This is a genomic window from Streptomyces sp. NPDC057702, from assembly GCF_042799315.1.
Classification (GTDB): Bacteria; Actinomycetota; Actinomycetes; order Streptomycetales; family Streptomycetaceae; genus Streptomyces.
In genome coordinates this window covers 58,022-80,746 of the sequence record NZ_JBHVJC010000031.1, presented here as the reverse complement: position 1 = coordinate 80,746, position 22,725 = coordinate 58,022, and the positions used below count along the sequence as shown (strand labels likewise).

Sequence of the window (22,725 nt, the reverse complement as noted above, 5' to 3'; positions counted from 1 at the left end):
ACCGGAGTGCGGGGGAAGGGGTCGGCGCTTGCCGCGGAGGGGATGGCAGGCGCCGACCACCGCCCGACGGGGCCGGGTGGGGGGAGGAGGCGTTCGAGTTCGGTGACCGACGCGGACGCTGACGCCGACGCTGACGCCGGTGCGGGTTCCGGTGCGGAGTGGTGGGGCCGAGGTCGGGTCGGCTGGGTCCGTCGCGTGCGGGTCGGCGGGTCGGGTCGGCCGGGTTCCGGTACGGGGCGGGGTCGGGGTCGTACGGGGTGGGACCGGGGCCGGCCTCGGGGGTGGGGCCGGTTCCGCGTCCGGGGTGGGGCTCGTGAGCTGGCCGCGTCTCCTCAGGGTCAGCCCCTGTCAGGGTCGCTCCCGGGGTGGGTCCCGCGAGGTGGTCGGGTGGGGGCCGCCGCCCCCGGAGGGGTATCGGGGGTGGTTCCGGGATCAGTGGGGGGCGGGTGGGGCGGGCCCGGGATCGGGTCCGGCACCGGTGCCGGACCCGGGGTCGGCACCGGGGAGGGGGTGGGGGCCGGTGCGGGACACGCGCTTCGCGAACCAGTGGTGGGCGTACGGCTCGTCGTTGAAGGCGGGCACCTCGTGGAAGCCGTGGGCGTGGTAGAGGCCGATGGCCGGGGTGAGCGCGCGGTGGGTGTCCAGGCGCAGCACGTCGCGGCCGTGTGCGGCGGCCGGGTCTCCAGTTCGGTCAGGAACCGGCGGCCGAGTCCGAGGCCACGGGCGGCGGGCGCCACCCACAACCGCTTGATCTCGGCCGGGGCGTGGGCCGGCAGTCTCAGGCCGGCGCAGCCGACGGGTTCGCCGTGCAGCCGGGCGAGCAGGAACAGGCCGCGCGGCGGGCGCAGTTCCCCCGGGTCGGGCAGCAGGCTGTGCGCGGGGTCGAAGCCGCCGTCGAAGCGCTCGGCCATCTCGGCGGCGTACGACCGCAGGCACCCCCGGGCGTCGGGGTGGTCGGGTCGACCACGTCCAGGGTGACCGTCGCGGCGGTCAGCAGCCGGTCCACCTCGGTCATGGCGGCGACCAGCCTGGCCCGTTGGTCCGCGTTGAGCGGCGCCAGGAGCGAGCCGGCCACCTCGTCGCTGCGTCGCTCGACGACGGCGAGTTCGGCGCGGCCCGCGTCGGTGAGCCGTACGACGCGCACGCGCCGGTCCCGGTCCTGGGGTCGTACCGTCACCAGCCCGTCGCGCTCCAGCGCGCGCAGCAGGCGGCTGACGTATCCGGAGTCGAGCCCGAGCCGCTCGCGCAACTCCCTGACGTCCCGCTCCCCTTCGCCGATCTCCCAGAGCAGGCGGGCCTCGCCGACGGGCCGGTCCCGGCCCAGGTAGCGGTCGTGGAGCACGCCCACGCGCTCGGTGACGGTGCGGTTGAACCGTCGCACTCGCTGAATCTCCGCCGCGTCCATTCCTCTGACCCTAGTCAGGTAAGTGGTGCGGCGCTATGGGGCGTCGGGGCCGAGGCGGCGTGGTGGGGCGGGTGTGCGGGGAGGGGCGCGGGGCCGGTGGGGTGCCAGCCGGTGGGGCGTGGGCCCGGCCCCGGGCGGGCGGGGGCCCGGACAGGCGAGTGGCCCGGCCGTCGTCGGCCGGGCCACTGGCTGTGCTCGCCACCGCCGTGCCCTCGCGGGGCGCGGCGGACTCAGAAAAGGACGGGGGTTTCGCTGCAACGAAAATTCCCCTGGTAGTCCCTGGAATGTCCACAGCGATACGGAACGTCATCCGGGGCACGCATGGCGTGCAACTCCATGTCCTCTAGTGTGGCGCGAAAATCGACGAATGGCAATCCCCTGCCAGCCGCGCCGTCGCTCCGTACGCCACCGGTTCAGGTCGTTCACGGATATCGCGATATCGACCCGAAGCGGCCGGGGCGAGCGGACCCGAGTGCGCCGCGATGAGGTACACACTGTCCCGAACAGGCCCTCCGCAGAGGGTTGTTCGCGCGTTGTCGACGAATTCCAAGATCTTCTTTGTGTGTGGCGATATGCGGCCTGACCTGTGGGGACGGGGTCTTCTCGATCGCTTGGTCTCGCAATTCTGGCATACCGCCACAACCTTGATTTCCGTGCAGCGTAGCGGGCCTGTGCCGGTATTCGGAGCGTCTTGACAAGCCGTGAATGGGCAGAACCGGGCCCACACGTACCCGCGTGGACGGCAGTAGCTTTATTGTCGGCCCCTTTTCGGCTGCAACCGGAAAGGGCCGATCCACAGCGATCTCTCGTCTCCCGGTTTGGAGTCTTCTTTGTCCCTGAACCACCCCGAGGAATCCAGCGGCCACCCCTCCGAGTCCACGACCCACCGCGCGCGTCTGTCCTGGATCGACCTCGTGCTCCTGGTCGTGGTCCTGGGCGCGCTCGTCACCCTTCTCGCGCTGGGCGTCGCCCTGGCCGAGGCGGTGGCCGTGGTGGGCGTGGCGGGTCTGGTGACCGCTGAGATGCGCCGTCGATTCTCGGAGACCTGACGAACTCCGTGGCCCGGGGCGCGCGCCGCTCCGGGCCACGGCCCAAGGGAAGGAGCTGCGGTGGCCCGCCCCATGAACGCGCTGCCCGTCGATGACGGCCGACTGGTGAGCTTCGCCGCCGCACTGCGTGCGGCACGGGAGCGGGCGGGCGCGCCGAGTCTGGCGGAGATGTCGCTGCGCTGCGGCGTCTGCGTCGCCTCGCTCTCGGACGCGCACGGTGGGCGCAAACTGCCCACCTGGCGCACGGTGGACGGCTATCTGCGCGCCTGCGGCGCTGACCCGGTCGCCCTGCGCCCCCGGTGGGAGGGGCTGCGCCTGGCCCAGCGCACCGCGCGGGCCGACGTACGCCATACGGCCGTCCTCAAGCGCTGGGCCACCACCCGCGAGATCACGCCGCCGCAGTGGGTGCGGGACCCGGCCGAACTGGCCCTGCTCCTGGACCACATGCGCCGCTTCCGTGGCCTGAGCCTGCGCGGCCTGGCCTGCCGCAGTACGGGTTTCTCCCACCACACGTACGGGGCCGTGCTGCGCGGCGACCGGCCGGTGACCGCCGACGTCCTGGCCGCCGTCCTGCACGCCTGCGGCGTACGCCGGGCGCCGGCCCGCCGCTGGTTCCTGGCCCTGGCGCGGGTGCGTCCCGAAGAGGCGCCCCACGTACGGGGGGTGCTGTTGGCGGCGGAGGCGCCGCCGAGCGCCCCGCGCCCGCCCGGGGCGCGCGGCCGGTAGCGCGCGGGGGGGGGCGGGCGCCGGCTCCCTCCCGTGCGCCGGCCGCCCGGCCGGCGGTCGGGCGAGCGCGCCCTATGGCCCCCGTGACCGGCCGCCCCGGGGCGGCCGGCTGTGCGATGCTCGCGGCCGGAGCGGGGGCCTGGCGGCGGGCGGGGAGCGGAGCGGGATGACGGATGACACGCGTACGGGCGGGACGCCCCGCGCCGACGGGTACGACGAGGTCAACATCTTTCTCAGGTTCCTCCAACACCTGGGCTGGGACGACCTGTTGAACGTCGGCTACGTCACGCTGCTCACGCTCCCCGCGGGGCTGTGGGACGGCGCGTACTTCCAGCGCGCCCTGGTGCGCCGTTCGCTGGCCCTGCTGGGCGCGGGCCCCGGCCACCTGGTCCTGGACGCGGGCTGTGGGCACGGCTACACCACCGCCCGGCTGGCCGACGCCGGCTGCCGGGCGCTCGGCGTGGACATCGGCGAACGGCAGATCGACCTGGCCCGCGCCCGCTTCGGGCACCGCCCGCGGGTCTCCTTCGCCGTCGCGGACGCGACCCGGCTGCCGGCGGAGGCGGGCGGTACGGAGTTCGTGGCCGGCACCTTCGACCGAGTGCACTGTCTGGAGGCCGCGTTCCACTTCGGCCCGGCCGGGCGGGACGCCTTCCTCGCCGAGAGCCACCGCCTGTTGCGTCCCGGCGGTCGCCTGGTGCTGGTGGACTTCACCTGGCCGGACGGGGACGCGCCGCGGATCGACCAGCTCGACCCGGCCCATCTGGTGCGCGCGGCCTGGCGGTTCGAGGACGTCGAGCGACGGGGCCGCTATGTCTCCAGCGCCACCGCGACCGGCTTCCGGGTGCGGGCGGCGCACGACTGGACGCGCCCCGTGGTCCGCCGCTCGGCCCGGCTGATCGGCGCCGTCGGGGCCCTGGCGTCCCACCGGGCCGGCCGCCGCGCCCTGTGCCTGCGCTGGCCGGGCCTGCGGGACTTCACCCCCGCCGACTGGGACGCCCTGCTCCCGGTCGTCGCGGCCCACGTGACGGCCGGCCGCCGCGTCGGCTACACCGCCCTCGTCCTCGACAAGCCGCGCTGACCCACCCCCTCCCGCCCGTCTCACCCACCGCGCCCGCGTCAGGTCGGGGGCAGGCTCTCCAGCATGGCCGTCTCGTACGCGCGCAGGGTGTGGACGAACAGCGTCCGCTCGGCGGGGGTCAGCGGCGCCAGCGCCCGGCGCCAGGCGGCGGCGCCCCGGGCCAACCAGCCCTCGATCGCGGGCCGCTTCGCGTCGGTGAGGCTCACGATGCGCCGGCGGCGGTCGGCCGGGTCCTCGCGGCGTTCGAGGACCTCCTTCCGGCTCAGCTCGCCGACCAGCAGGCTCACGGTCGTCGGGGCGACCTCCAGCCGGGCCGCCAGGTCGTTGACGGTCATGGGCCCGTCGAAGAGCAGGTGGGAGAGCAGGGACAGGTGGCGGGGCGCCAGATCGAGCGAACGGAGCTCCTCGGGCACCGGAATCCGCTTGGCCGCGCCCACCATGCGCGGCATGAGGACCAGCAGCGCCCGGACCGCGTCGTCGACGTCGTGCGCCGGGCCGTGGTCCAAGCCAGCCCCCGTGGTCCGGGGCTCCTCGGTTGACACTGCGCCCTCCCGAATTTACTTTTGCTGCCAAAGGTATTTTGCTTGCAAAGCAAAGCTGCCCCCAGGGTAGGCGAGCCGGGGCGTGCGCTCCGCGCGGGCCGCCGCCGCGCGTGGGTGTGCCCCGTGGCGAGGTGCCCCGTAGCGGGGTGCCGCGTGGTCGGTGGGGGCGGCTGGGCTGGCCGCTCAGCGACGGGAGGTTCCATGCCGCACTTCCAGGTACGGATGCACGAGGAGGAGCTCGACGGGCAGGTCGAGGGCCGTCTGGTCCGCTCGCTCACGCGGGCGTTGGTCCAGGTGTACGGCGAGCGGGCGCGCGCCCTGGCCGTGGTCGAGATCTTCGGTGTCCCGCGCCACCGGTGGGGCGTCGGCGGTGTGCCGGGTGGCGCGCACGCGCCGGCGGTCACCTTGCACGTGCGCGAGGCCGCGCTGCGCCTGCCGGGGGTCGAGGACGTGTCCGGACGGTTGATCCGGGCGATCACCGACGCGGTCGTCGACGCCTGCGGCGCCGACCGGGAGCGGGTGGCCGTACAGCTCGTCGGCGTGCCGGCCGGGCGCTCCGGCGTCGGCGGCGAGGTCGATCCGCCGCTGCCCGCCGCCTGACCGGCCGTCGCGCGGCCCGAACCCGCCCCGCCCGGCGCCCCGGTCGGCTCCGCCGGCCGGGAGGGGGCGGCGACCGCTGGTGCGCCGGCCGGGAGGGGTGCCGACCGCTGGCGCGCTGACCGGGAGGGTTCGCCGGGTGGGGTGGTCGCGACGGTCGGACGTGCGGTCACCTCCGGTCCGACCGCTGGAGGCGCGGTGGTCGGGCCTGTCCGTGGACGCGGCCCGACCCACCGTGAACCCCGGCCCCCGAGTGCCGAAGGGGCGGGTTCGGGGGAGGCGGGCGGCGCCGGGGAGGCGACTCAGGAGGCGGCCGGCTCGATCTCCCCCGCGAAGACGATGACCTGGTCGATGAGGCTCCGTCGCAGGTGGACGACGTCCGTTCCCGCCAGGCGCGGGCCGCCGTCAGGCGTGGTGAAGACCCACTGGTACCGGGCCCACTCGTCCGGCATGTCCACCGCCGAGCAGCGCACCATCGTGCCGGCCCCCGCCGGGTGGCGCCGGATGTCCAGCACGAACCGCTCGACCGCCGCGATGCCGTCGCTGCGACCCAGCGGCCCCCAGAAGACCACGTCCGAGGTCAGGGCCTGGGCGAGCAGGGTGGTCACACGGCTGTCGTCCGAGGCGTTGAACGCGGAGATGAACGTGTCGATCGCGGAGCGTGCGGTCTCTTCCTCCATGCCCCATTCATACCAGCCGTGTCGCGTGCGCCCGCCCCGTGAGCCGCCTTCCGAGCGCGGTGCCTCACCCCGGTCACGGCGCTAGTCGAGGCGCTGCCGGCGGGCGTGGGCGCGTGCCTTCATGCGGTTGCCGCAGGTCGCCATGGAGCACCAGCGGGCGGTCCCGGGGCGGCTGTGGTCGACGAGGAACAGGTTGCACTCCGCGTTGGCGCAGGCCCGCAACCGGTGCGGCAGCTCCGTGGTCACCCGCGACCAGGCGAGGACGGTGCGGGCGGCCAGCTCGTCCCCGGCCGCCGTCTCCAGCGCCCATGTCACGCCCGTGGCCGAGACGGTCGGGCGCAGCCGCGCCCCGTCCAGCGCGCCCGCCAACTCCCCGACGTCGGTGGAGGTCTGCCGCACGAGCCGGTGCAGCGCGTCGCGTACGCGGCGCAGCCGCTCGCACTCCGCCCGGGTGCCCCGCCCGCCCCGTGCCCGTACCCAGCGCGCGGCGTCCGGGCCGGTCAGCGCGTCGGTGGCGCGCCCGTCGAGCACCGGCGCGCTGTTGAGCACGGCGAGCAGCAGTTCCTCGTCCTCGACCACGGCTCCACCCTCCTTGACACGCTCTGTCGCGCTGTGCATGATCACTCTAACCTAACCAGTTAAAACTAGTTAAGGGGTTAACGTGGTCGCTGTTCACCACCGGACCGTGGACGTCGACGGCCTGACCGTCTTCTACCGGGAGGCGGGCCCCGCCGACGCCCCCGTCCTCCTGCTGCTGCACGGCTATCCGACGAGCTCGCACATGTTCCGCCACCTGATTCCGGCGCTGGCCGGCCCGTACCGGGTCATCGCGCCCGACCACATCGGCTTCGGCCGCTCCTCGGCGCCCGGCGTGGCCGACTTCGACTACACCTTCGACGCCCTCGCCCAGGTCACGCGCGGTTTCCTGGCCACCATCGGGGTGCGGCGCTACGCGATCTACGTCCAGGACTACGGCGCGCCCATCGGCTGGCGGCTGGCGTTGGCGGACCCGGACGCGGTGCTCGCCGTCGTCTCGCAGAACGGCAACGCGTACGAGGAAGGGTTCGTCCCGGACTTCTGGGCGCCCGTCTGGGCGTACGCGACCGACCGTGGCCCGGAGCGGGAGGCGGCGGTACGCCCCGCGCTGAGCCGGGAGGCCGTCGAGTGGCAGTACACGCACGGCGTCCCCGACCCCAGCCTGATCGCCCCCGACGCGTGGGAACACGACCTCGCGCTGCTCGCCCGCCCCGGCGTGGACCGCGCCCAACTCGCCCTGTTCGCCGACTACGCCAGCAACCGCGCGCTGTACCCGGCGGTCCAGGAGTGGCTGCGCACCCGGCGCGTTCCCGTCCTCGCGATCTGGGGCCGCAACGACGAGATCTTCGCTCCCGCCGGCGCGGAGGCGTTCCGCCGCGACGTGCCCGACGCGCGGGTCGCCCTCCTCGACGGCGGCCACTTCCTGCTGGAAAGCCATCTCGACCAGGTCGCCGAGACCGTCATCGGATTCCGCCCGCGCGTGGTCGGGGCCTCGACGGGCGGGTAGCGGGATCGGGTGACGGCCGGCGAGGCGCGCGGAGGCCGGGCGGTGGCCCCTTAGGGGTGGCCGGGGGCCGGTCCTTGGGGGTTGGCCCGAGGGCGGCCGGGGCCGACTGCCGGGGGGCGGGGGTGGCCCCTGGGGAGTGGCCGGGGCCGGCTGTCCAGGGAGCCGGGGCGGCGCCTCAGTCGAGGCGGGTCGCGATGGTGCGCGCGCAGGCCAGGGACTCGGTACGCGTCGTGTCGACCTCCAGGTCGTAGGCCACGCCCCGGTGCGCGAGGTCGGCCTGTGCGGCGGCCATGCCCGGCACGCGGTCGCCGCGCGCCAGTTCGCGCCCGGCGGCGACCTCGGGCGCGCACCGCACGCCCACCCACAGCACGTCCAACCCCTCCAACACCCGCTGCCAGGGCTCCTGCGAGGCAGGCCCACCGAGAAACACATCGTCCACGATGACCCGCGCCCCCGCCCGCGCCATCGCGCCCACCCCCACGCGCCAGGCGGCCTCCGCCGCCCGGAACCGTGGCCCGGGGCGCACCCCGCCATCGCTCGCGAACTCGATCCCGTCGTCCGAGTCCCGCAGCGCCACGGGCATCGCCTCGATCAGCGCGTCCACGGACATCAGCAACCACGGCTCGGGCAGGACCGCCTGGAGACAGCGCGCGATCTGCGTCTTGCCGGAACTGGAACCACCATTGAGCACGATCACCTGAGTCGTCACCGCGTCACGGTAGGAACGCGCCCCGCCCCCGGCAACCGAATTTCCCCCGGCCACACCCCCCTGACCAGCGAGGAGGCAGCACCCGGAAGGCGGGCCGTTGGTCGAACTCCGCCCGCTGGACGACGCGTACGCCAGGCTGTCGCCCCGCTCGGGTCGCCACGGCACCGGGCGCGGCACGTCTCACGGCCCTCAAGTCGCCGTGCGCGACGCGAGGGTGGGGGCGCCGTGCGCGGCGTGGCGGCGTCGGCGGTGGAGTGGTGGCCGGGCGGGAGGTGGACGGTCGGTTCGCCCCGGGCCGCGTACCCCGGGAAAGCGGGGTGTGGCATCCGCCGCCCGCTCGGGAAGCAGCCGTGTCGTGCGCTGACGGGGAAATAGCGGTACCGCCTTCCGGGAGGGCCTGGACGCTTTTCCGGGGCGACGCCGTAACCCGGCGCGAGGTTGGGCTAAACCGGGCGCTGGCAGCTATTGGCCAGCCCACGTACTCGGCGCTGGACATCGATCTCCGGGCCCCCGTACTGTCCCTCGTGTACTGCCTGAATATTCGACCACTATTCAGGTGGCTCGGCGTCAGGCCGAATCATGCGTGCCACATCACCATCAGGGCACGTGAGAGTTGACGGGGGACGGGCACGACCCTTGTAAGGGATTGTGCCCGAATCCCCTCGCTATCAGAGCAGTACGCGAACCCGTCTGATCACATGTCGGTACGGGTCTAGTGCGCCCGCGACGTGGTGCGGAATCCTCCCCACCCCGCCGCGGGACGCCGACCAGCGAGGGAAAGGTAAATCCAGTGAATTCGAAGAGGACCACCGTGGTGGGCGCTGTAGCCGGAGTCTGTCTGACGGGCGCCCTGGCCATGACCGGCGCGACGCCGGCGAGCGCCACGCCCCCCGACTACCGCGACTGCACCGGCAACTCCGTGTGCGTATGGGACAACAGCAACTACGACGGCGGGTTCCTGGCCGGCGGCGTCAACGTCCCTAACGTCGGCAAGGCGATGAACGACCGTACGACCTCCCTGTGGAACCGCAGCGGGTCGCGGATCTGCTTCTACCAGCACTCGAACTACGGCGGGGAATTACTCGCGAATGTGGGGCCGGGCGAGTCGCGACCCAACATCGGATCGCACGCCAACGACCGCATCTCGTCCTGGAAAGCCTGCTAAACGCCGGCTAGCGGAATAGTCTGCCGACCACCCGCCACATCCTCCGGGAATCCGTCGACGACGGCGAGGTCGGCAACCCCGCACGAAAGGCCGGGGCACCCGCTTCAGGGCCGCCCCGGCCTTTCCGTACACCCGTGAGTGGGCCATGCGCGGACTGCGACTCCCGCTCCCCGATACGCAACAGCGGGAGCGTCGCATGGAATGCGGGACGCGTCAGACATGAGGGAGCGCTGGGCGCGTGACGAAGGAATTCCGTCGGCGGAACCCTGTGGGAGAACGCGTGTGGGTAATCGGTTTCCCGAAGCGACCCCACTCGACTGGCACGGGAGATCCGTCGCCTGCTGGCCGCCGTCCCCACCCCGTCGGCCATCACCACGGCCAAACCGCCGCGCCGGTCCGGTTGGCGCCGACAGCGTCAGTCGGCGACTCGACACACAGTCACCACCGGCGACGATCTCTCAGGGAACCCACCGGATGGACCAGGAAGCCGCACTGAGGTGAGGCCGCTTCCCGGACAGCCGGTTCCACGCTGACCCGCGAGCATGGTCGCGGCCGACTCAGTGGATCGTTGGAGCTGGTGGCGCGACCACCTCGCGCAGCTCGGCGGCGGCCTGAGCCATGAGTTGAGCCAGGGTGGTGTCCGGCTCGGCCAGCCAGCGGGGCATGGCGCGCCGGTGGATCGCCAGCACCACGTCGATGATGAAGCGTGCCCTTCCGGGCTCGACGCCGCGGTGTTCGAGCGCCGGTGCCAGCGCGTCGGCGATGTCGGCGAGCTTGATCAGATCGCGCTCGGCGAGCGCCGGGTTGGCGGCGATCACTCTCGCCCGGCGCCGTAGGAACTCGCGTGGGCGGAAGACCTCCTCCGCGGTCCCCAGCGCGGCCAGCAGTGCCTCGATCGGCGTGAGGCCCGGATCGGCCGCCTCGACCTGGGCGACGAGGTGCGCCTCAAGCGCGTCGCCGGCGAAGAGGACTTCCCGTTTGTCGGGGAAGTAGCGGTAGAAGGAGCGCTCCTTCAGGCCGGCGGCGTCCGCGATCTGCGCGACCGAGGTGCGCTCGAACCCCTGCGTCTCGAACAGCTGGAGCGCCGCGCGTTCAAGCCGGCCCTGTGCGTCGGATTCCCATCGCGGCATGCGCACCAGCGTACGACAACAGGAGCTGTTATCAGCTGGTACGGTCGATGACGACAGATGCTGTCATCGGCTGGAGGTCATCGTGAGGGCTCTGCAGTTCGACCGGTTCGGCTCCCCGGAGGTGATCGTGCTCCGCGACGTCCCACAGCCGGAGCCGGGGCCCGGACAGATCCGGATCGCTGTGCGGGCGTGTGGCCTGACACCGGCCGACTGGCACCTCGTCGACGGCCTTCTCGCCGACCGGCTGCCGCCGCTGCCGCGCGGGCTCGGCCTGGAGGTCGCGGGTACCGTCGACGCGCTCGGCGAGGGCGTCGACGGCGTCCGGATCGGCGACCGCGTCTTCGGCCCGGCCACCTTCGACGGCCCGACGGCCGGCGCCGCCGAGTACGCGCTGATGCCGGCCTGGGCACGCCTTCCCGAGGGCGTGACCGTCGAGCGGGCCGCCGCGCTGCCGATGGCGGCCGAGACGGCGTGGCGCGCGCTCGACGACCTCGGTGTTCAACCGGGTGAGCTGCTGCTCGTCCACGGCGCGGGCACCACCGTGGGTGAGGCGGCGGTGCGCTTCGCGCTGCACCGGGGCATCCGGGTGATCGCCACAGCCGGGCCGACGCGGGCCGCCGCCCTGGAGGAGGTCGGCGCACAGGTGACCGCCTACGGCGAGGGCATGGCCGAACGCGTCAGCGCACTGGCCCCGGGCCTCGTGGACCGCGCTCTGGACACCACGCCGACCGGGGGCCGGATCGACCGCGTCGACCAGCCCAGTCCGGCCGGCGGCTCGCTACCGACCCTGATCGAGCTGACCGGGAATCCCGACCGTGTCCTCACCGTCTCGGACTTCGCCGCCGCGGCCGAACTGGGCGTCCGGATCACCACCGGGATCCGCTACGACCAGATGAGTGAGTTCGCCAGGCTCGCCGGCGAAGGCGTCCTGGTCGTACCCGTCGCCCGCACCTACACCCTCGACCAGATCCAGGAAGCGGCCAAGCTCAGCCAGTCCCGCCGCCCCGGCGGCAAGCTCGTGCTCGTCCTGTGATCACCACGCTGGCTCGGTCAGGCGAACGGAGCCCACACGCCCCGCCGCACGGTGACCACACCCGTTCCCGACCAGGGCCCCTACAAGATCGCGAAATCACACGGGAGTAACGGGAGTACTAGCCGAACTCTCCCCGTTGGACGGCGCCGACGAACGCGGTCCAGGCGGCTGTGTCGAAGGCGAGGGTGGGGCCGTGGGGGTCCTTGCTGTCGCGGACGGGGACGGTGCCGCTGGTGGCGGCGGTCGGTGCCCATTCGACGCAGTTGCCGCCACCGCCGTTGCTGTGGCTGGACTTCAGCCAGGTCAGGGGCGCGGGTGTCGCGGGCGTGGTGTTCATGTGGGTAGTGCCTCCATCGTCGAGCGGATGAGAACCGCGGACTCCTTGGGCGACAGAGCATGTGCCCTCATCCGATCGTAGGCCCGGCGTCGGGTGGCGGCGTCCAACGGGTCCTCCAGCAGGCTCCCCGTATCAATGCTTTCCTCGTACGCGACGAGGGTTCCCTTTCCCAGAGTCATCAGCGTCAGCGAGCCGCCGAGCAGGGCGTGCTCTCCGTGGGAGAACGGCATGACCTGGATGACCGTTGCCGGGCCGTCCACCAGCGGCAGCAGGTAAGCGAGTTGTTCGCGCATGACCGCCGGCCCGCCGACCGAGCGGTGGAGCACCGTCTCGTCGAGAATGACGGACAACTCCGGCGCGGGGTCGGAGCGCAGTAGCGCCTGCCGGCCCAGCCGAGTCGTCACCTTGTCCTCGATGTCCTCCGGTGACGCCTGTGGGTTGCTGACGCGGAACAGAGCTCGCGAGTACCCCCCGGTCTGCACCAGTCCGGGCACCACGTGCCCCGCGTACTCACTGATCGCCGTCGCCTGTGCCTCAAGCTCCATGCGGCGGCGGTACCTGTCCGGGTGGACCTCCTTGCGGGCGAGGCCGTAGAGGCGGCCGAAGAGGCCGTCGGTGCCGAAGGCGGCGTCCAGTTTGGCGGGCAGGTCGGGTGGCAGGACGGACTCGGCCGTCTCGAAGCGGTGGAGGGAGCTCTTGCTGTACCGGACGATCTCGGCCAGCGCGTCGAGTGTCATGCCGGCCGTCTCGCGCAGTCGGCGCATCTCCGCGCCGAAGAGGTGGCGGGCGGACTTGTCGGGTGTCAGGTGGCGTGGGCGGGCGGACATGTGCAACCCCTTTTCCCGTCAACGGTGGTGGGACGCGAGCCGCTTCTCAGCGTACGCACGCCTACGCGACCGTCGGGCTACGCACGGTGATTTCGCCGTTCCGCGCCGGGGTGTGGGACGGGCACGGCTGGCCGGATGCCAGCAGCGACCCGGGCGTTGGGGTAGCGGGGGCGTCAACAGGGCCTGGAACGCCGTCTGTCGCGTGCCGCCACGGGTGGCGCGTCCGGTGCCGGTGTCACGGCTGAAGCAGGGGCACGTTGTCGCGGACGGCCCTGTCCCACGCGCCGTCGACCTTCATCCGCTTCAGCGCCTTCTCGACCTTCTCGGTCAGCGGGCTGCGCTTGGCCAGGCCCACGCCGTACGGCTCGTTGGAGAGGTTGAGTCCCCCGAGGCGGAACGCGCCGGGTTGGCTGGCGGCGTACCCGGCCAGGATCGCGTTGTCGGTCGTGACCGCCTCCACCCGGCCTTGGGCCAGCGCGTCGACGCAGCGCGCGTACGACTCGTACAGCACGAGTTCCGCCTGTGGTGCGACGGTCTGGAGATTGAGGGCGGGACTGGAGCCGGTGACCGTGCAGACCTTCTTGCCGTTGAGGTTGGACGCGTCGTTGACCGTGGTGTCGCCGGCGGGCAGCAGCACGTCCTGGTGCGCGGTGAGGTAGGGGCCGGCGAAGTCGACCCGCTGCTCACGTGCCGCGTTCATCGTGTACGTCGCCACGACGAATTCCACCTCCCCGCTGGCCAGCGACAACTCGCGGTCGCTGCTGCGTACTTCCTTCCATGTGATGTCGGCCGGGGCGTAGCCGAGCGCCTTGGCGACGTACTTCGCCACGTCCACGTCGAGCCCCGCGTAGCTGCCGTCCGGCGCGCGGAAGCCGAGTCCGGGCTGGTCGGACTTGACGCCGATGCTGATCTTCTTGCCGGTGCCCTTCCTGTCGCGCTCGTTGTCGTCGCCGGCCTGGGCGGGTGACTCGCCGGTCGGCGAGGTGGGCTCGGTGGTCGGCTTACGGCTCTGCGTGGGCCGGTCGCCGGCCGTCTTGTCGGAACCGCTGTCGGGCAGCAGGACGTAGCCGAGGAGGCCGGCCAGCGCCAGGGCGCCGGCCCCGGCGGCGTAGAGCGCGGCACGGCGGGGGGTGCGCGAGGGCGGCGGGGACTGCGGGGACGTGACGTGCGGGCCCGACGGCACGGGGGTCGGCGGGCCGTACGCGGGAGGCGCCGGGGTGGACGCGGGCGGCGACCCGGCCGGGGCGACGGGCGCGGGGCGGGGCGTCGCGCCGGGGCCCGGTGGGGTGGCGGAACCCGGTGGCGGGGTGGACGCGGCGGGGCCCGGTGGCGGGGTCTTCGCGGCGGGCGGGGCCAGCGGGTAGTCGCTGTCGGCGTCGGTTGGCGCGGGTGTGGCCGCCGCCGCTGGCGTGGCCACGGGGGGCGGGGTGGCCGCCTGCCTGGCGGGCGGTGTCGAGGCGGGCTGGTCGGCGGGGTGCCCGGGGTCGGTGGTGGGAGAGGCGTCGGTGGCGGGTGTGCGGGCGGCCGGGGGTGGCGGGGTGGCGGAGCCGGCGAGCGCGGCGGGCGACGGCGTGACGGACTCGGCGGGTGCGGCGGGGGCCGGGCCCGCTGGGGTGGAGGACGTCGACCCCGTGGCCACCGCCGCCAACAGGCCATCCAGCGCCGCCGCGTCGGGGCGGGCCGTCGGCGTACGGGAGAGCAGGGCCCGTAGGGGTTCGGCGAGCGCGCCGGCTCGGCGTGGCGGGGGAACGTCCTCGCCGACGATGGCCGCGAGGGTGGCCAGCGTGTTGGCGCGCCGCATGGGGTGGCGGCCCTCGACGGCGACGTACAGCATCATGCCCAGCGACCACAGGTCGGCCGCCGCGTCGCCGTCCAGCCCCTGGGCGCGCTCGGGCGCCATGTAGTCGGGCGTGCCGATCATCGAGCCGGCGGCGGTCAGTGCGGTGGAGCCCTGGATGGCCGCGATGCCGAAGTCGGTCAGCACCGGGCGGCCGTCGGGCCGGACGAGGACGTTGGCGGGCTTCACGTCCCGGTGCTGGATGTCGGCCGCGTGCACGGCGACGAGGCCGGCCAGCACCCCGCGTCCCAGGCTCGCCGCCTCGGTCGGCGAGAGCGGCCCGCGAGCCAGTCGGGCCGCGACGTTCTCGCCCGGGACGAGCTCCATGACCAGCCACGGGTAGGGGTGTTCGGCGCTGTCCACGATGTGGTAGATCGTCGCGACGTTGGGGTGGCTGATCCGGGCCAGCGCCTGGGCCTCGCGCAGGACGCGGGCGCGGAGCTGCCGGGCCTCCTCGGGGTCGTGTTCGGCCAGCGAGGGGTCCGGCGGGCGCACCTCCTTGAGCGCGACATCGCGGCCCAGCGCCAGATCGCGGGCGCGCCACACCGTGCCCATCCCCCCGCCGCCGAGCCGCTCCACCAGCTCGAACCGGTCGTCGATCACACGCCCCACGGGCTCCCCCTCACCCCTCGTGCCGTCCGCTGGTACGCGGCGGCCCGCGCCGACACCGGGGCTGACTTTGCCACAGGGGCGGCACGGGTGGGCTGGTCGGCGGGGCACGCGATGTGCTGGTTACGGGCGGGTGTTGGGGCCGCGCCGGGGGCCGTGGGCCCGGAGCCGCCGGCCCGCACCGAGTGCGGGTCGGCCCCGCACCGGGTGCCGGTCGGCTCCGCACCGAGTACCGGTCGGCCCCGCACCGAGTACGGGTCGGCTCCGCACCGAGTGTGGGTCGGCTCCGTGTCGGGGCCGGGCCGAGGGTGGCCGGCGCGGGACGCGGCGGCGGGGCCGGGGACGATGAGCCCCATGCCGAACACGACCGACCCACCCACGGCCCTGTCCTGTCGACGGGCCGACGCGAGCGATGTGACCGAGTTCGTACGCCTGCGGGACGCGGCGGCGCGCTGGCAGATCGCACGCGGCATCCAGCAGTGGCAGCCCGGCGACCTGGGCCCGGACCACTTCCGGGACCGCCTGCGCGACGGCGAACTGTGGCTGGCCACCCTCGGGCCGGGTGGCCCGGTCGCCGGGGCCTGGGAACTGTGCTGGGAGGACCTCCCGGCGTGGGGCGAACAGCCCCCGGTCGCCGGCTACGTCCACCGCCTGATGACCGACCGCCGCACGGCCCCACCCGGCGCGGGCCGCCACCTCCTCACGGCCGCCGAGCACCGGATCGCCGCCACCGGACGCACCCGGTGCCGCCTGGACTGCCTGTCCAACAACCCCCGACTGCGCCGCTACTACGAGGACGCGGGGTACGCCGTCGTCGGCGAGCGCGCCGCGAAGCACGGTGACGGGGGCCGGTCGTACGGGGTCACTCTGCTGGAGAAGCGCCTCGGGGCGGGGTGAGCGCGGGGAGGGCTGAGCGTGGGGCGGTGGGGCCGCGCCGCGTTCCAAGCCGGTTCGCGTTCCGGGCTGGACCGCGTTCCGGGCCGCGCCGCGTTCCGGGGCGGCCCGTGCTTCCGGCCGGCCCACGGACGGGGCTGGCCTCGGGTCGGTCGGTCCGAGGGCCTCGGGGCGGTCGGCCCGAGGGGCGGGCTGGTCGGCGGGCCGCCGTTCGGGACACCCGGCCCGGCTCAGCCCGCCGACGTACGCGTCTGCCCCGGGTCCGTGGCCGCGACCTGCTGCCCCATGACCGCCCGCGTCCACTGGACGAGCCGGTCGATGACCTCCAGCACGATCCGCTGACGCGCGACGGGCAGGAACGGCCAGCTGAGCCACGCCGGCGTGGACAGCAACACCACGGTCAGCAGCGGCAGGACGAAGAGCATGACGAGAAAGGGACGAATCAGCCACGCGGACATGCGCCGACCTCCGAGTTGTCTCCCCGTGAGGGGACCCGTCTGAACGGCGACGCGAACGGGGCAGCCCACGCGCTCAGGCGCGTGGAGTCTCCGGCTGGAGCCGACGTCCAGTCATTGCCGCGACCCTACCCGCGCGGCGGGCGACGCGAACGCGTCTTCGCGTAGCGCGCTCCACCGAGGGCCCGGCCCGGCGTCCGTGACGCGGAGTGCGCCCGTGCTCCTCGGCTCGCCTCGTGTGGGTGAGGACGCGTGCGCGGGGGAGTGCCGCCGGTTACGTTGCCGACGGGCGCGGCGCCGGCGCGTACGGCACGCCGCCTCGACGAACTGTTCCGCCCGGTCGCGAGGGCCGGCGGCGAGGAGAGGTGTGCGTGATGGGGCGAGCCCTGATCGTGGTCGACGTGCAGAACGACTTCTGCGAGGGCGGAGCCGTGCCCGTGGGCGGCGGCGCCGACACCGCGCGGGCCGTGGCCCGGCTGGTCGAACGGACCCGGGACGTGGAGTACGCGCGGGTCGTCGCCACCCGCGACCACCACATCGACCCCGGCGCCCACTTCTCCGAACACCCCGACTACCGCGACTCGTTCCCCGTGCACTGCCTGGCCGGCAGCGACGGCAGCGAGTTCCACCCCGGCTTCGCTCCGGTGGCCGCCTCCGACGCTGTGGACGAGGTCTTCCTCAAGGGCGCGCACTCCGCGTCGAAGAGCGGCTTCGAGGGCGCCACGGCCGACGGCACGCCACTGGCGGAGTGGCTGCGGGCGCACGACATCGACGACGTGGACGTCGTCGGCATCGCCACCGACCACTGCGTCCGCGCCACCGCCCTGGACGCGGTCGGCGCCGGCTTCACCACCCGCGTCCTGCTCGACTACACGGCGGGCGTCGCCCCCGACACCACCGAACGGGCCACCGCCGACCTACGCGCCGCCGGCATCACCCTGACCGGCACCCCCGTCGTACGGACCTGATCCCCCCGTAGCAGCGGCCCGGGGCTGATGGCGTACGACCCTGGTCCCCTCGGCGTCAGGGTCGGCCTCCCCTGACGTCAGGGTCCGCTCCTCCTGGCGTACGGACCTGATCCCCTCGGCGTCAGGGTCTGCCTCCTTCGGCGGCGGGGGACGCTGCTCCTGGTGCACGGACCTGGCCCCTCCGGCGTAAGGGTCGGCCTCTCCCGGCGTGCGGGCCTGGTCCCGTCGGCTTCAGGGCTTGCCTCCCCCGGCGTCAGGGGCGCTGCTCCCGGCGTAAGAGCCTTGGTTCCCTCAGACGTCAGGGCTTGCCTGCCCCGGCGTAGGGCACTGGTTCCCCCCCCCCCGGCGTAAGGGCCGGCCTCCGGCGTAAGGGGCTGGCTCCTCTCGGGTGGGCCAGCGCCGAGCGCTACCGCTCGGTGGTGGGGGGCTGGCCCTGTCGGCGGACGAGGTCGCGCAGGATGGCGTGGGTGGGTTCGTCGGCCGCGACGATCAGTCCGCCCGCGCCGGTGTGTGGTGGGCGGCCGTCGAGGTCGGTCACCACGCAGCCCGCGGCCTGACACAGGGCGATGCCGGCGGTGAAGTGCACGCTGTCGCGCAGGTGGCCGTCGGTGACGTAGGCGGCTCGGCGGCCGGCGGCCACCCAGGCCACGGCCAGCGAGGTGGAGACGACGCGGGGCCGGAAGCGCTCGCCGAACGCGGGGTCGGTCAGCAGGTGCGCGGCCCGGAACCGGGGCGCGTTGGGAAACGGCGGATCGAGGTTCAGGTCCACCAGCCCTGACGCGGCCGACGGCACCAACTCCGTATCGCCATCGGCGTCACCGCCATCACCGCCATCACCCAGACCGGCGCCATCACCCAGACCGGTGCCAACAGCGGCACCGGCGCCACCACCGGCACCGGCATCGGCGTCGCCCCGCGACCACGCCCGCTTTCCCTCGGTCCAGAAGACCTCGCCGGTCAACGGGTCGGCCACGGCCGCCGCCGTGACCTCGTCCCCGTCCCGCAGCGCGACGTTCACCGCGACCAGCGGGGTGCGGACGGCGTAGTTCAGCGTCCCGCACAGCGGGTCGACCCACCACTGGCGCCGCGCGTGCTCCGCCCCGGTGCGCCCGCTCTCCTCGCCCGTCACGGCGTCGTCGGGGCGGGCGGCGCGCAGGACGTCGAGGATGGCCCGTTCCGCGGCCAGGTCGGCGGCCGTCGCGAAGTCACCGGCGCCCTTGTCGTACCGCTCCAGTGGCCCCCCGTACAGCGCGCGGACCACCGCCGCGCCGGCCCGCGCCGCCCGCACGGCCAACCGGGCGTCCGTCTCCGTGTTCGTGATCAGCATCCGCGCAGGATAGCCACGCCCGCCCGCACCGCCGCCCCACGCCACCTCGCCGCGCTCCACTCCGCCAGGGGCGCCCCGTGCCCAGCGCCGGCGCGGAAGCCGGCGCGGGGCGTACGCCGCTGGGCTGGGCGCCGGGGTCGGGCCGCCCCCCGTGGACGCCCCCCTGGGGCCGGACCGCGTGCGACGCCGGGCCCCGGGGGTAGGCCGTACGCCACGTCGGCGACGAGGCCGGGGGCGGCCGGCGACGGGCGGGGCGTCAGATGACGCGCGTCCGCGGGCGGTTGGCGCGGAGCCTCACTCCTCCGCCGGTCGCTCGGGGTGGCTCTCCGCGCGGGTCCCGCGTCCCACGCCGAGCACGTCGAGCAGGGCGCGGGTGGCGGGGCTCGGGTTGAACCGGCTCCAGGCCAGGTACTCCGTGCGGCGTGGGCCGTCGACCACGGGGACCAGCGCGAGCGCCGGATCGTCGGCCGCCAGCGGCCGGATGAACGCCGACGGCAGCAGCGCGACGCCGAGCCCGCGCGCGATCAGCCGCACGATGAGTTCGACGACGCCCGCCTCGTACGCCACGTCACGGGCCAGCCCGGCGGCGGCGAACGCCTGGTCGGACTGGGCCCGCGCGGCCGTCCCGGCCACGAAGTCCACGAACGTCTCGTCGGCCAGGTCCCGCAGCACGACCCGGTCGGCGCCCGCGAGCCGGTGCCCGGCCGGCACCACCAACACGTGCTCGTCGTGGTCCACCACGAGGGACTCCACACCCGCCGGCCGCTGGTCCCTGGGCAGCCCGAGGAAGGCGATGTCCAGCTCGCCCCGGCGTACCGAGTCCACCAGATCGGTACTCTCGCCGGCCCGCAGCACCACGCGTACGTCCGGGTGCCGGGCGCGGAAGCGCTGCAACAGCTCGGCCACGTCGATGGCCGCCGTCGTCATGATCACGCCGACCGCCAGCCGCCCCCGCACCACCCCGGCGGCCGCCGCCGCGTCGGCCACCGACCGGTCGGCGGCGGCCAGGCACTCCCGCGCCCGCACCAGGAACGCCGCCCCCGCGCTGGTCAGCTCCGTACGCCGACTGGACCGGGCGAACAGCCTGACGCCCAGCTCCCGCTCCAGGCTGGCGATCCGGTGACTGAGCGAGGACTGCACCACCGCACAGCGCTCGGCGGCCCGGGTGAAGTTACGGGTCTCGGCCACGGCGACGACGTAACGCATCTGCTGAAGGTCCACTCGATCATGATGCTCGTTCATGGGTGTCATCTCAACCATGCTTTGGTCGCATGGTTGGTTCGGGGCGAGGCTTCCCCCATGACCGCCTCGCACGAGCGGTCGCCGAGCCCGTGGCGGACGTCGTCCGCCCAGCGGGCGGCGACCGTCGCACTGACCGCGCTCGCCCCCGCGTCCTGGGGCACCACCTACGCCGTGACCACCGAACTCCTGCCGCCCGGCCACCCGCTGTTCGCCGGCCTGACGCGCGCCCTGCCCGCCGGGCTGCTCGCGCTGGCCCTCACCCGCGTGCTGCCGCGCGGGGACTGGTGGTGGAAGGCCGCGATCCTGGGCGTGCTCAACATCGGCGCGCTGTTCCCGCTGCTGTTCCTGTCGGCCGAACGCCTGCCCGGCGGCGTCGCCGCCACCCTGGGCGCGGCCCAACCGCTGCTGGTCGCCGGGCTGGCCGCCGCCGTACTCGGTGACCGACCGAACGGCTGGCGGCTGGCCTGGGGCGTGGTCGGCGTGCTCGGTGTCGGGCTCGTCGTGCTCGGGCCGCACGCCGGCCTGGACACCGTCGGCGTGCTCGCCGGGCTCGCCGGCACGGCCGCCATGGCCTGCGGCGTCGTCCTCACCAAGCGGTGGGGCCGCCCCGCCGGCGTCGGCCCCATGGCCCTGGCCGGCTGGCAACTGACCGTCGGTGGCCTCCTGTTGCTGCCGCTCACCCTCACCGTCGAGGGCGTGCCCGAGCGGATCGACGCCGGCGCCGTCGGCGGCTACGTGTGGCTCGGCAGCATGGGCGGGCTGATCGCGTACACGCTCTGGTTCCGTGGCATCGGCCGCCTCCCGGTCGGCGCGTCCGCACCCCTGGTGCTGCTGTCCCCACTGGTCGCGACCGTGATCGGCCTGTTCATCGGCGAGTCCCTGAGCCCCCTCCAGTCCCTCGGCTTCGTCCTGGCCCTGGCCGCCATGCTCGCCGCCCAGTTCCCGTCCCCGAGCCGACGCGGCTCCGCCCGCACCGACGACCCGAACGTGCGGCCCACCACCGTCGGCGACGCGGCGCGGCCGGCGGTACGCGGGGTGGTACAACGAAGCGGCGGGTCCGTGGCTCCCGCGCGACGGGACCGGGGCGCGGCGGTCGAGGCGCGGGTGACGGGGGCGCCCGCCGCTGTGGGGGGCGCGCCCGAGGAGTGAGCACGGCGGGGCGCCGGGGGTGGGTGGATACGTGTGGGAGGTCGCTGGGCCCGGGGAGTTCGTACGGCGTGGCGCCGGGGCCGGGGAGTCTGTGCGGGAGGTCGCTGGGCCCGAGGTGGCCGGACCCGGGGGGTTCGTACGACGGGGCGCCGGGCTGGCGGGTGCGGTGCGGCGGGGTGCCGGTGGCGGGGCCGGGGTCGGGGGGCCGTGCGGGAGGTGGCCGGACCCGGGGGCGTACGACGGGGCGCCGGGGGTGGAGGCCCGCGCCGCCTGTGCACGGTCGTCCACCGGTCGTCCACCGGTCCGAGGGGGCCACGGACCGAACCGGCGCCGGGTCCGGGTGCCGGATGGCCGGAGCCGCCCGCGCGAAGCGGGGCACAGCCGGCGTGCGCCGGCAGGCGAACGCATCGCCCGCTGTGCCGGAACGGTTGCGCCTGACATGCCCATGCAAGCAAGCTGGCGTGGACCGTTGCACACGCGTCCCCCCACCGCGTCGTGTCCGCACAACGTGCCGTGCGTGCAGCGTCGACGTGTCGTCCGGGCGATGCCGTGGCATCGCGCGGCCCGCGCTGCCACGGCGGCGGTCGGCACGGTGCGCGACACCGCCCGGGTGCGGGGTGAGGGGACGCCACGACGACCGTTCGAGGAGTGGCGTTGCCTACGTTCCCCATCCGCCCCGCCGCCGTGGCCGCCGCGCTGTTCGTCGCCGGTGCCCTGCTCGCCGCCCCCGGGGCGGCGGCCCAGCCGACCCCGCCCCGTCGGACGCCGCCCCACCCGACCGAGCCCGACCCCCAGGCAACGCCCCGCCCCGCGACGGCCGCGGCCCCCGGGCAGGGCGTGGCGTGGTTCCAGGCGCGGCACGGGCTGCCCCCAACCGGCGCGATCGACCCGGCGACCGCCAGCGCCCTGCGGTACGCCCCCGCCGCCGACCTGCGCCAGACGTTCCGTACCGCCGCCGACCTCGGCCCCGAGGAACGGGCCAACGCGCGCACCGTCATCGGCGTCGGCAAGGGCGCCGACATCCCCGAACAGAGCCAGGTCATCGCCCTGATGACGGCCATGCAGGAGTCGAAGTTCGTCAACTACCTGGAGCCCGTCGACCACGACTCGCTGGGCGTCTTCCAACAGCGCCCCAGCATGGGCTGGGGAACGCCCGAACAGATCACCGACGTCGCCACCTCGGCCAGGTCCTTCTACGGCGTGGCCCCCTTCGGCGACAACCCCGGGCTGCTTCAGATCGACGGCTGGCCGACCATGCCGCCCGGCGACGTGTGCCAGGCCGTGCAGGTCTCCGCGTACCCGGAGCGGTACGCGCGGTGGGAGCCGTTCGCCCGCGACCTGCTGGCCCAGGAGGGCCCCACGGTCCTGCCGATCCCCTGACCCGCGTCCGCACCACCCACCGGCGCGCGCCCGCACGCCC

General features: G+C 74.4%; 22 protein-coding genes and 1 pseudogene. 11 read left to right on the top strand and 12 right to left on the bottom strand.

The window, feature by feature from the left end:
* Positions 1 to 528: 528 nt before the first annotated feature.
* Positions 529 to 1,405 (bottom strand): annotated as a pseudogene (locus ACFVFR_RS23530) (GNAT family N-acetyltransferase); the annotation flags it as partial.
* An 830-nt stretch (positions 1,406 to 2,235) separates the two neighbouring features.
* Between ACFVFR_RS23530 and ACFVFR_RS23525 the strand changes: the two are divergent.
* The 3 genes from ACFVFR_RS23525 to ACFVFR_RS23515 all read left to right on the top strand — a co-directional run bounded on the left by ACFVFR_RS23525 (position 2,236) and on the right by ACFVFR_RS23515 (position 4,261).
* Entirely contained in the window at positions 2,236 to 2,454 is a 219-nt protein-coding gene (locus ACFVFR_RS23525) for a hypothetical protein (RefSeq protein WP_383704842.1), read from the top strand.
* A gap of 60 nt (positions 2,455 to 2,514) precedes the next feature.
* A complete protein-coding gene (locus tag ACFVFR_RS23520; RefSeq protein ID WP_383704840.1) occupies positions 2,515 to 3,180 on the top strand; it encodes a helix-turn-helix domain-containing protein in 666 nt (221 codons plus the stop codon).
* A gap of 166 nt (positions 3,181 to 3,346) precedes the next feature.
* Positions 3,347 to 4,261: a class I SAM-dependent methyltransferase gene (locus tag ACFVFR_RS23515; protein ID WP_383704838.1), complete on the top strand. Its 915-nt coding sequence runs from the start codon at positions 3,347 to 3,349 to the stop codon at positions 4,259 to 4,261.
* 38 nt (positions 4,262 to 4,299) lie between these two features.
* On the opposite strand, the gene ACFVFR_RS23510 is transcribed toward ACFVFR_RS23515, so the two are convergent.
* Positions 4,300 to 4,710, bottom strand: coding sequence for a MarR family winged helix-turn-helix transcriptional regulator (locus ACFVFR_RS23510; RefSeq protein WP_383704914.1), 411 nt, complete (start codon positions 4,708 to 4,710; stop codon positions 4,300 to 4,302).
* Between the two features lie 294 nt (positions 4,711 to 5,004).
* On the opposite strand from ACFVFR_RS23510, the gene ACFVFR_RS23505 reads away from it, so the two are divergent.
* The gene (locus ACFVFR_RS23505; RefSeq protein ID WP_383704836.1) at positions 5,005 to 5,403 is read left to right on the top strand and encodes a 4-oxalocrotonate tautomerase family protein; all 399 of its coding nucleotides are present in this window, start codon (positions 5,005 to 5,007) and stop codon (positions 5,401 to 5,403) included.
* 299 nt (positions 5,404 to 5,702) lie between these two features.
* Here ACFVFR_RS23505 and ACFVFR_RS23500 read toward each other — a convergent pair whose 3' ends face one another.
* Entirely contained in the window at positions 5,703 to 6,080 is a 378-nt protein-coding gene (locus ACFVFR_RS23500) for a nuclear transport factor 2 family protein (RefSeq protein WP_383704834.1), read from the bottom strand.
* An 81-nt stretch (positions 6,081 to 6,161) separates the two neighbouring features.
* On the bottom strand, positions 6,162 to 6,698 hold the full coding sequence (locus ACFVFR_RS23495; RefSeq protein WP_383704832.1) for a CGNR zinc finger domain-containing protein: 537 nt from the start codon (positions 6,696 to 6,698) through the stop codon (positions 6,162 to 6,164).
* A gap of 43 nt (positions 6,699 to 6,741) precedes the next feature.
* Between ACFVFR_RS23495 and ACFVFR_RS23490 the strand changes: the two genes are divergently transcribed.
* On the top strand, positions 6,742 to 7,623 hold the full coding sequence (locus tag ACFVFR_RS23490) for an alpha/beta fold hydrolase (RefSeq protein WP_383704830.1): 882 nt from the start codon (positions 6,742 to 6,744) through the stop codon (positions 7,621 to 7,623).
* A gap of 175 nt (positions 7,624 to 7,798) precedes the next feature.
* On the opposite strand, the gene cpt is transcribed toward ACFVFR_RS23490, so the two are convergent.
* Positions 7,799 to 8,332, bottom strand: a complete 534-nt coding sequence (gene cpt / locus ACFVFR_RS23485) for a chloramphenicol phosphotransferase CPT (protein ID WP_383704827.1) — start codon at positions 8,330 to 8,332, stop codon at positions 7,799 to 7,801.
* Positions 8,333 to 9,122: 790 nt separating this feature from the next.
* Here cpt and ACFVFR_RS23480 point away from each other — a divergent pair.
* A complete protein-coding gene (locus ACFVFR_RS23480) occupies positions 9,123 to 9,497 on the top strand; it encodes a peptidase inhibitor family I36 protein (protein ID WP_383704825.1) in 375 nt (124 codons plus the stop codon).
* Positions 9,498 to 10,054: 557 nt separating this feature from the next.
* Here ACFVFR_RS23480 and ACFVFR_RS23475 read toward each other — a convergent pair.
* The gene (locus ACFVFR_RS23475; RefSeq protein ID WP_383704823.1) at positions 10,055 to 10,627 is read right to left on the bottom strand and encodes a TetR/AcrR family transcriptional regulator; all 573 of its coding nucleotides are present in this window, start codon (positions 10,625 to 10,627) and stop codon (positions 10,055 to 10,057) included.
* Positions 10,628 to 10,709: 82 nt separating this feature from the next.
* On the opposite strand from ACFVFR_RS23475, the gene ACFVFR_RS23470 reads away from it, so the two are divergent.
* The gene (locus ACFVFR_RS23470) at positions 10,710 to 11,660 is read left to right on the top strand and encodes an NADP-dependent oxidoreductase (protein WP_383704912.1); all 951 of its coding nucleotides are present in this window, start codon (positions 10,710 to 10,712) and stop codon (positions 11,658 to 11,660) included.
* Between the two features lie 118 nt (positions 11,661 to 11,778).
* On the opposite strand, the gene ACFVFR_RS23465 is transcribed toward ACFVFR_RS23470, so the two are convergent.
* The 3 genes from ACFVFR_RS23465 to ACFVFR_RS23455 all read right to left on the bottom strand — a co-directional run bounded on the left by ACFVFR_RS23465 (position 11,779) and on the right by ACFVFR_RS23455 (position 15,273).
* Positions 11,779 to 11,997: a DUF397 domain-containing protein gene (locus ACFVFR_RS23465; RefSeq protein WP_383704821.1), complete on the bottom strand. Its 219-nt coding sequence runs from the start codon at positions 11,995 to 11,997 to the stop codon at positions 11,779 to 11,781.
* Positions 11,994 to 12,824: a helix-turn-helix domain-containing protein gene (locus tag ACFVFR_RS23460; RefSeq protein ID WP_383704819.1), complete on the bottom strand. Its 831-nt coding sequence runs from the start codon at positions 12,822 to 12,824 to the stop codon at positions 11,994 to 11,996. Before ACFVFR_RS23460 ends, ACFVFR_RS23465 begins: the two co-directional genes overlap by 4 nt.
* A 235-nt stretch (positions 12,825 to 13,059) precedes the next feature.
* Complete coding sequence (locus ACFVFR_RS23455) at positions 13,060 to 15,273, bottom strand: transporter substrate-binding domain-containing protein (RefSeq protein WP_383704817.1); 2,214 nt, start codon at positions 15,271 to 15,273, stop codon at positions 13,060 to 13,062.
* A gap of 351 nt (positions 15,274 to 15,624) precedes the next feature.
* On the opposite strand from ACFVFR_RS23455, the gene ACFVFR_RS23450 reads away from it, so the two are divergent.
* Complete coding sequence (locus tag ACFVFR_RS23450) at positions 15,625 to 16,167, top strand: GNAT family N-acetyltransferase (RefSeq protein WP_383704815.1); 543 nt, start codon at positions 15,625 to 15,627, stop codon at positions 16,165 to 16,167.
* Between the two features lie 227 nt (positions 16,168 to 16,394).
* On the opposite strand, the gene ACFVFR_RS23445 is transcribed toward ACFVFR_RS23450, so the two are convergent.
* Positions 16,395 to 16,622 carry a hypothetical protein gene (locus tag ACFVFR_RS23445; protein WP_383704813.1) on the bottom strand — a complete coding sequence of 76 codons (228 nt, stop codon included), beginning with the start codon at positions 16,620 to 16,622 and terminating at the stop codon, positions 16,395 to 16,397.
* 371 nt (positions 16,623 to 16,993) lie between these two features.
* Here ACFVFR_RS23445 and ACFVFR_RS23440 point away from each other — a divergent pair, with 371 nt between their 5' ends.
* On the top strand, positions 16,994 to 17,587 hold the full coding sequence (locus tag ACFVFR_RS23440; protein ID WP_383704810.1) for an isochorismatase family protein: 594 nt from the start codon (positions 16,994 to 16,996) through the stop codon (positions 17,585 to 17,587).
* 406 nt (positions 17,588 to 17,993) lie between these two features.
* Here the strand turns inward: ACFVFR_RS23440 and ACFVFR_RS23435 are convergent, their stop codons facing one another.
* Positions 17,994 to 18,914: an inositol monophosphatase family protein gene (locus ACFVFR_RS23435; RefSeq protein WP_383704808.1), complete on the bottom strand. Its 921-nt coding sequence runs from the start codon at positions 18,912 to 18,914 to the stop codon at positions 17,994 to 17,996.
* 294 nt (positions 18,915 to 19,208) lie between these two features.
* Positions 19,209 to 20,135, bottom strand: coding sequence for a LysR family transcriptional regulator (locus ACFVFR_RS23430; RefSeq protein WP_383704910.1), 927 nt, complete (start codon positions 20,133 to 20,135; stop codon positions 19,209 to 19,211).
* A gap of 78 nt (positions 20,136 to 20,213) precedes the next feature.
* Between ACFVFR_RS23430 and ACFVFR_RS23425 the strand changes: the two genes are divergently transcribed.
* Both ACFVFR_RS23425 and ACFVFR_RS23420 read left to right on the top strand, forming a co-directional pair.
* Entirely contained in the window at positions 20,214 to 21,305 is a 1,092-nt protein-coding gene (locus tag ACFVFR_RS23425) for an EamA family transporter (RefSeq protein WP_383704806.1), read from the top strand.
* 654 nt (positions 21,306 to 21,959) lie between these two features.
* Positions 21,960 to 22,685: a peptidoglycan-binding protein gene (locus ACFVFR_RS23420; protein WP_383704803.1), complete on the top strand. Its 726-nt coding sequence runs from the start codon at positions 21,960 to 21,962 to the stop codon at positions 22,683 to 22,685.
* Positions 22,686 to 22,725: the final 40 nt, after the last annotated feature.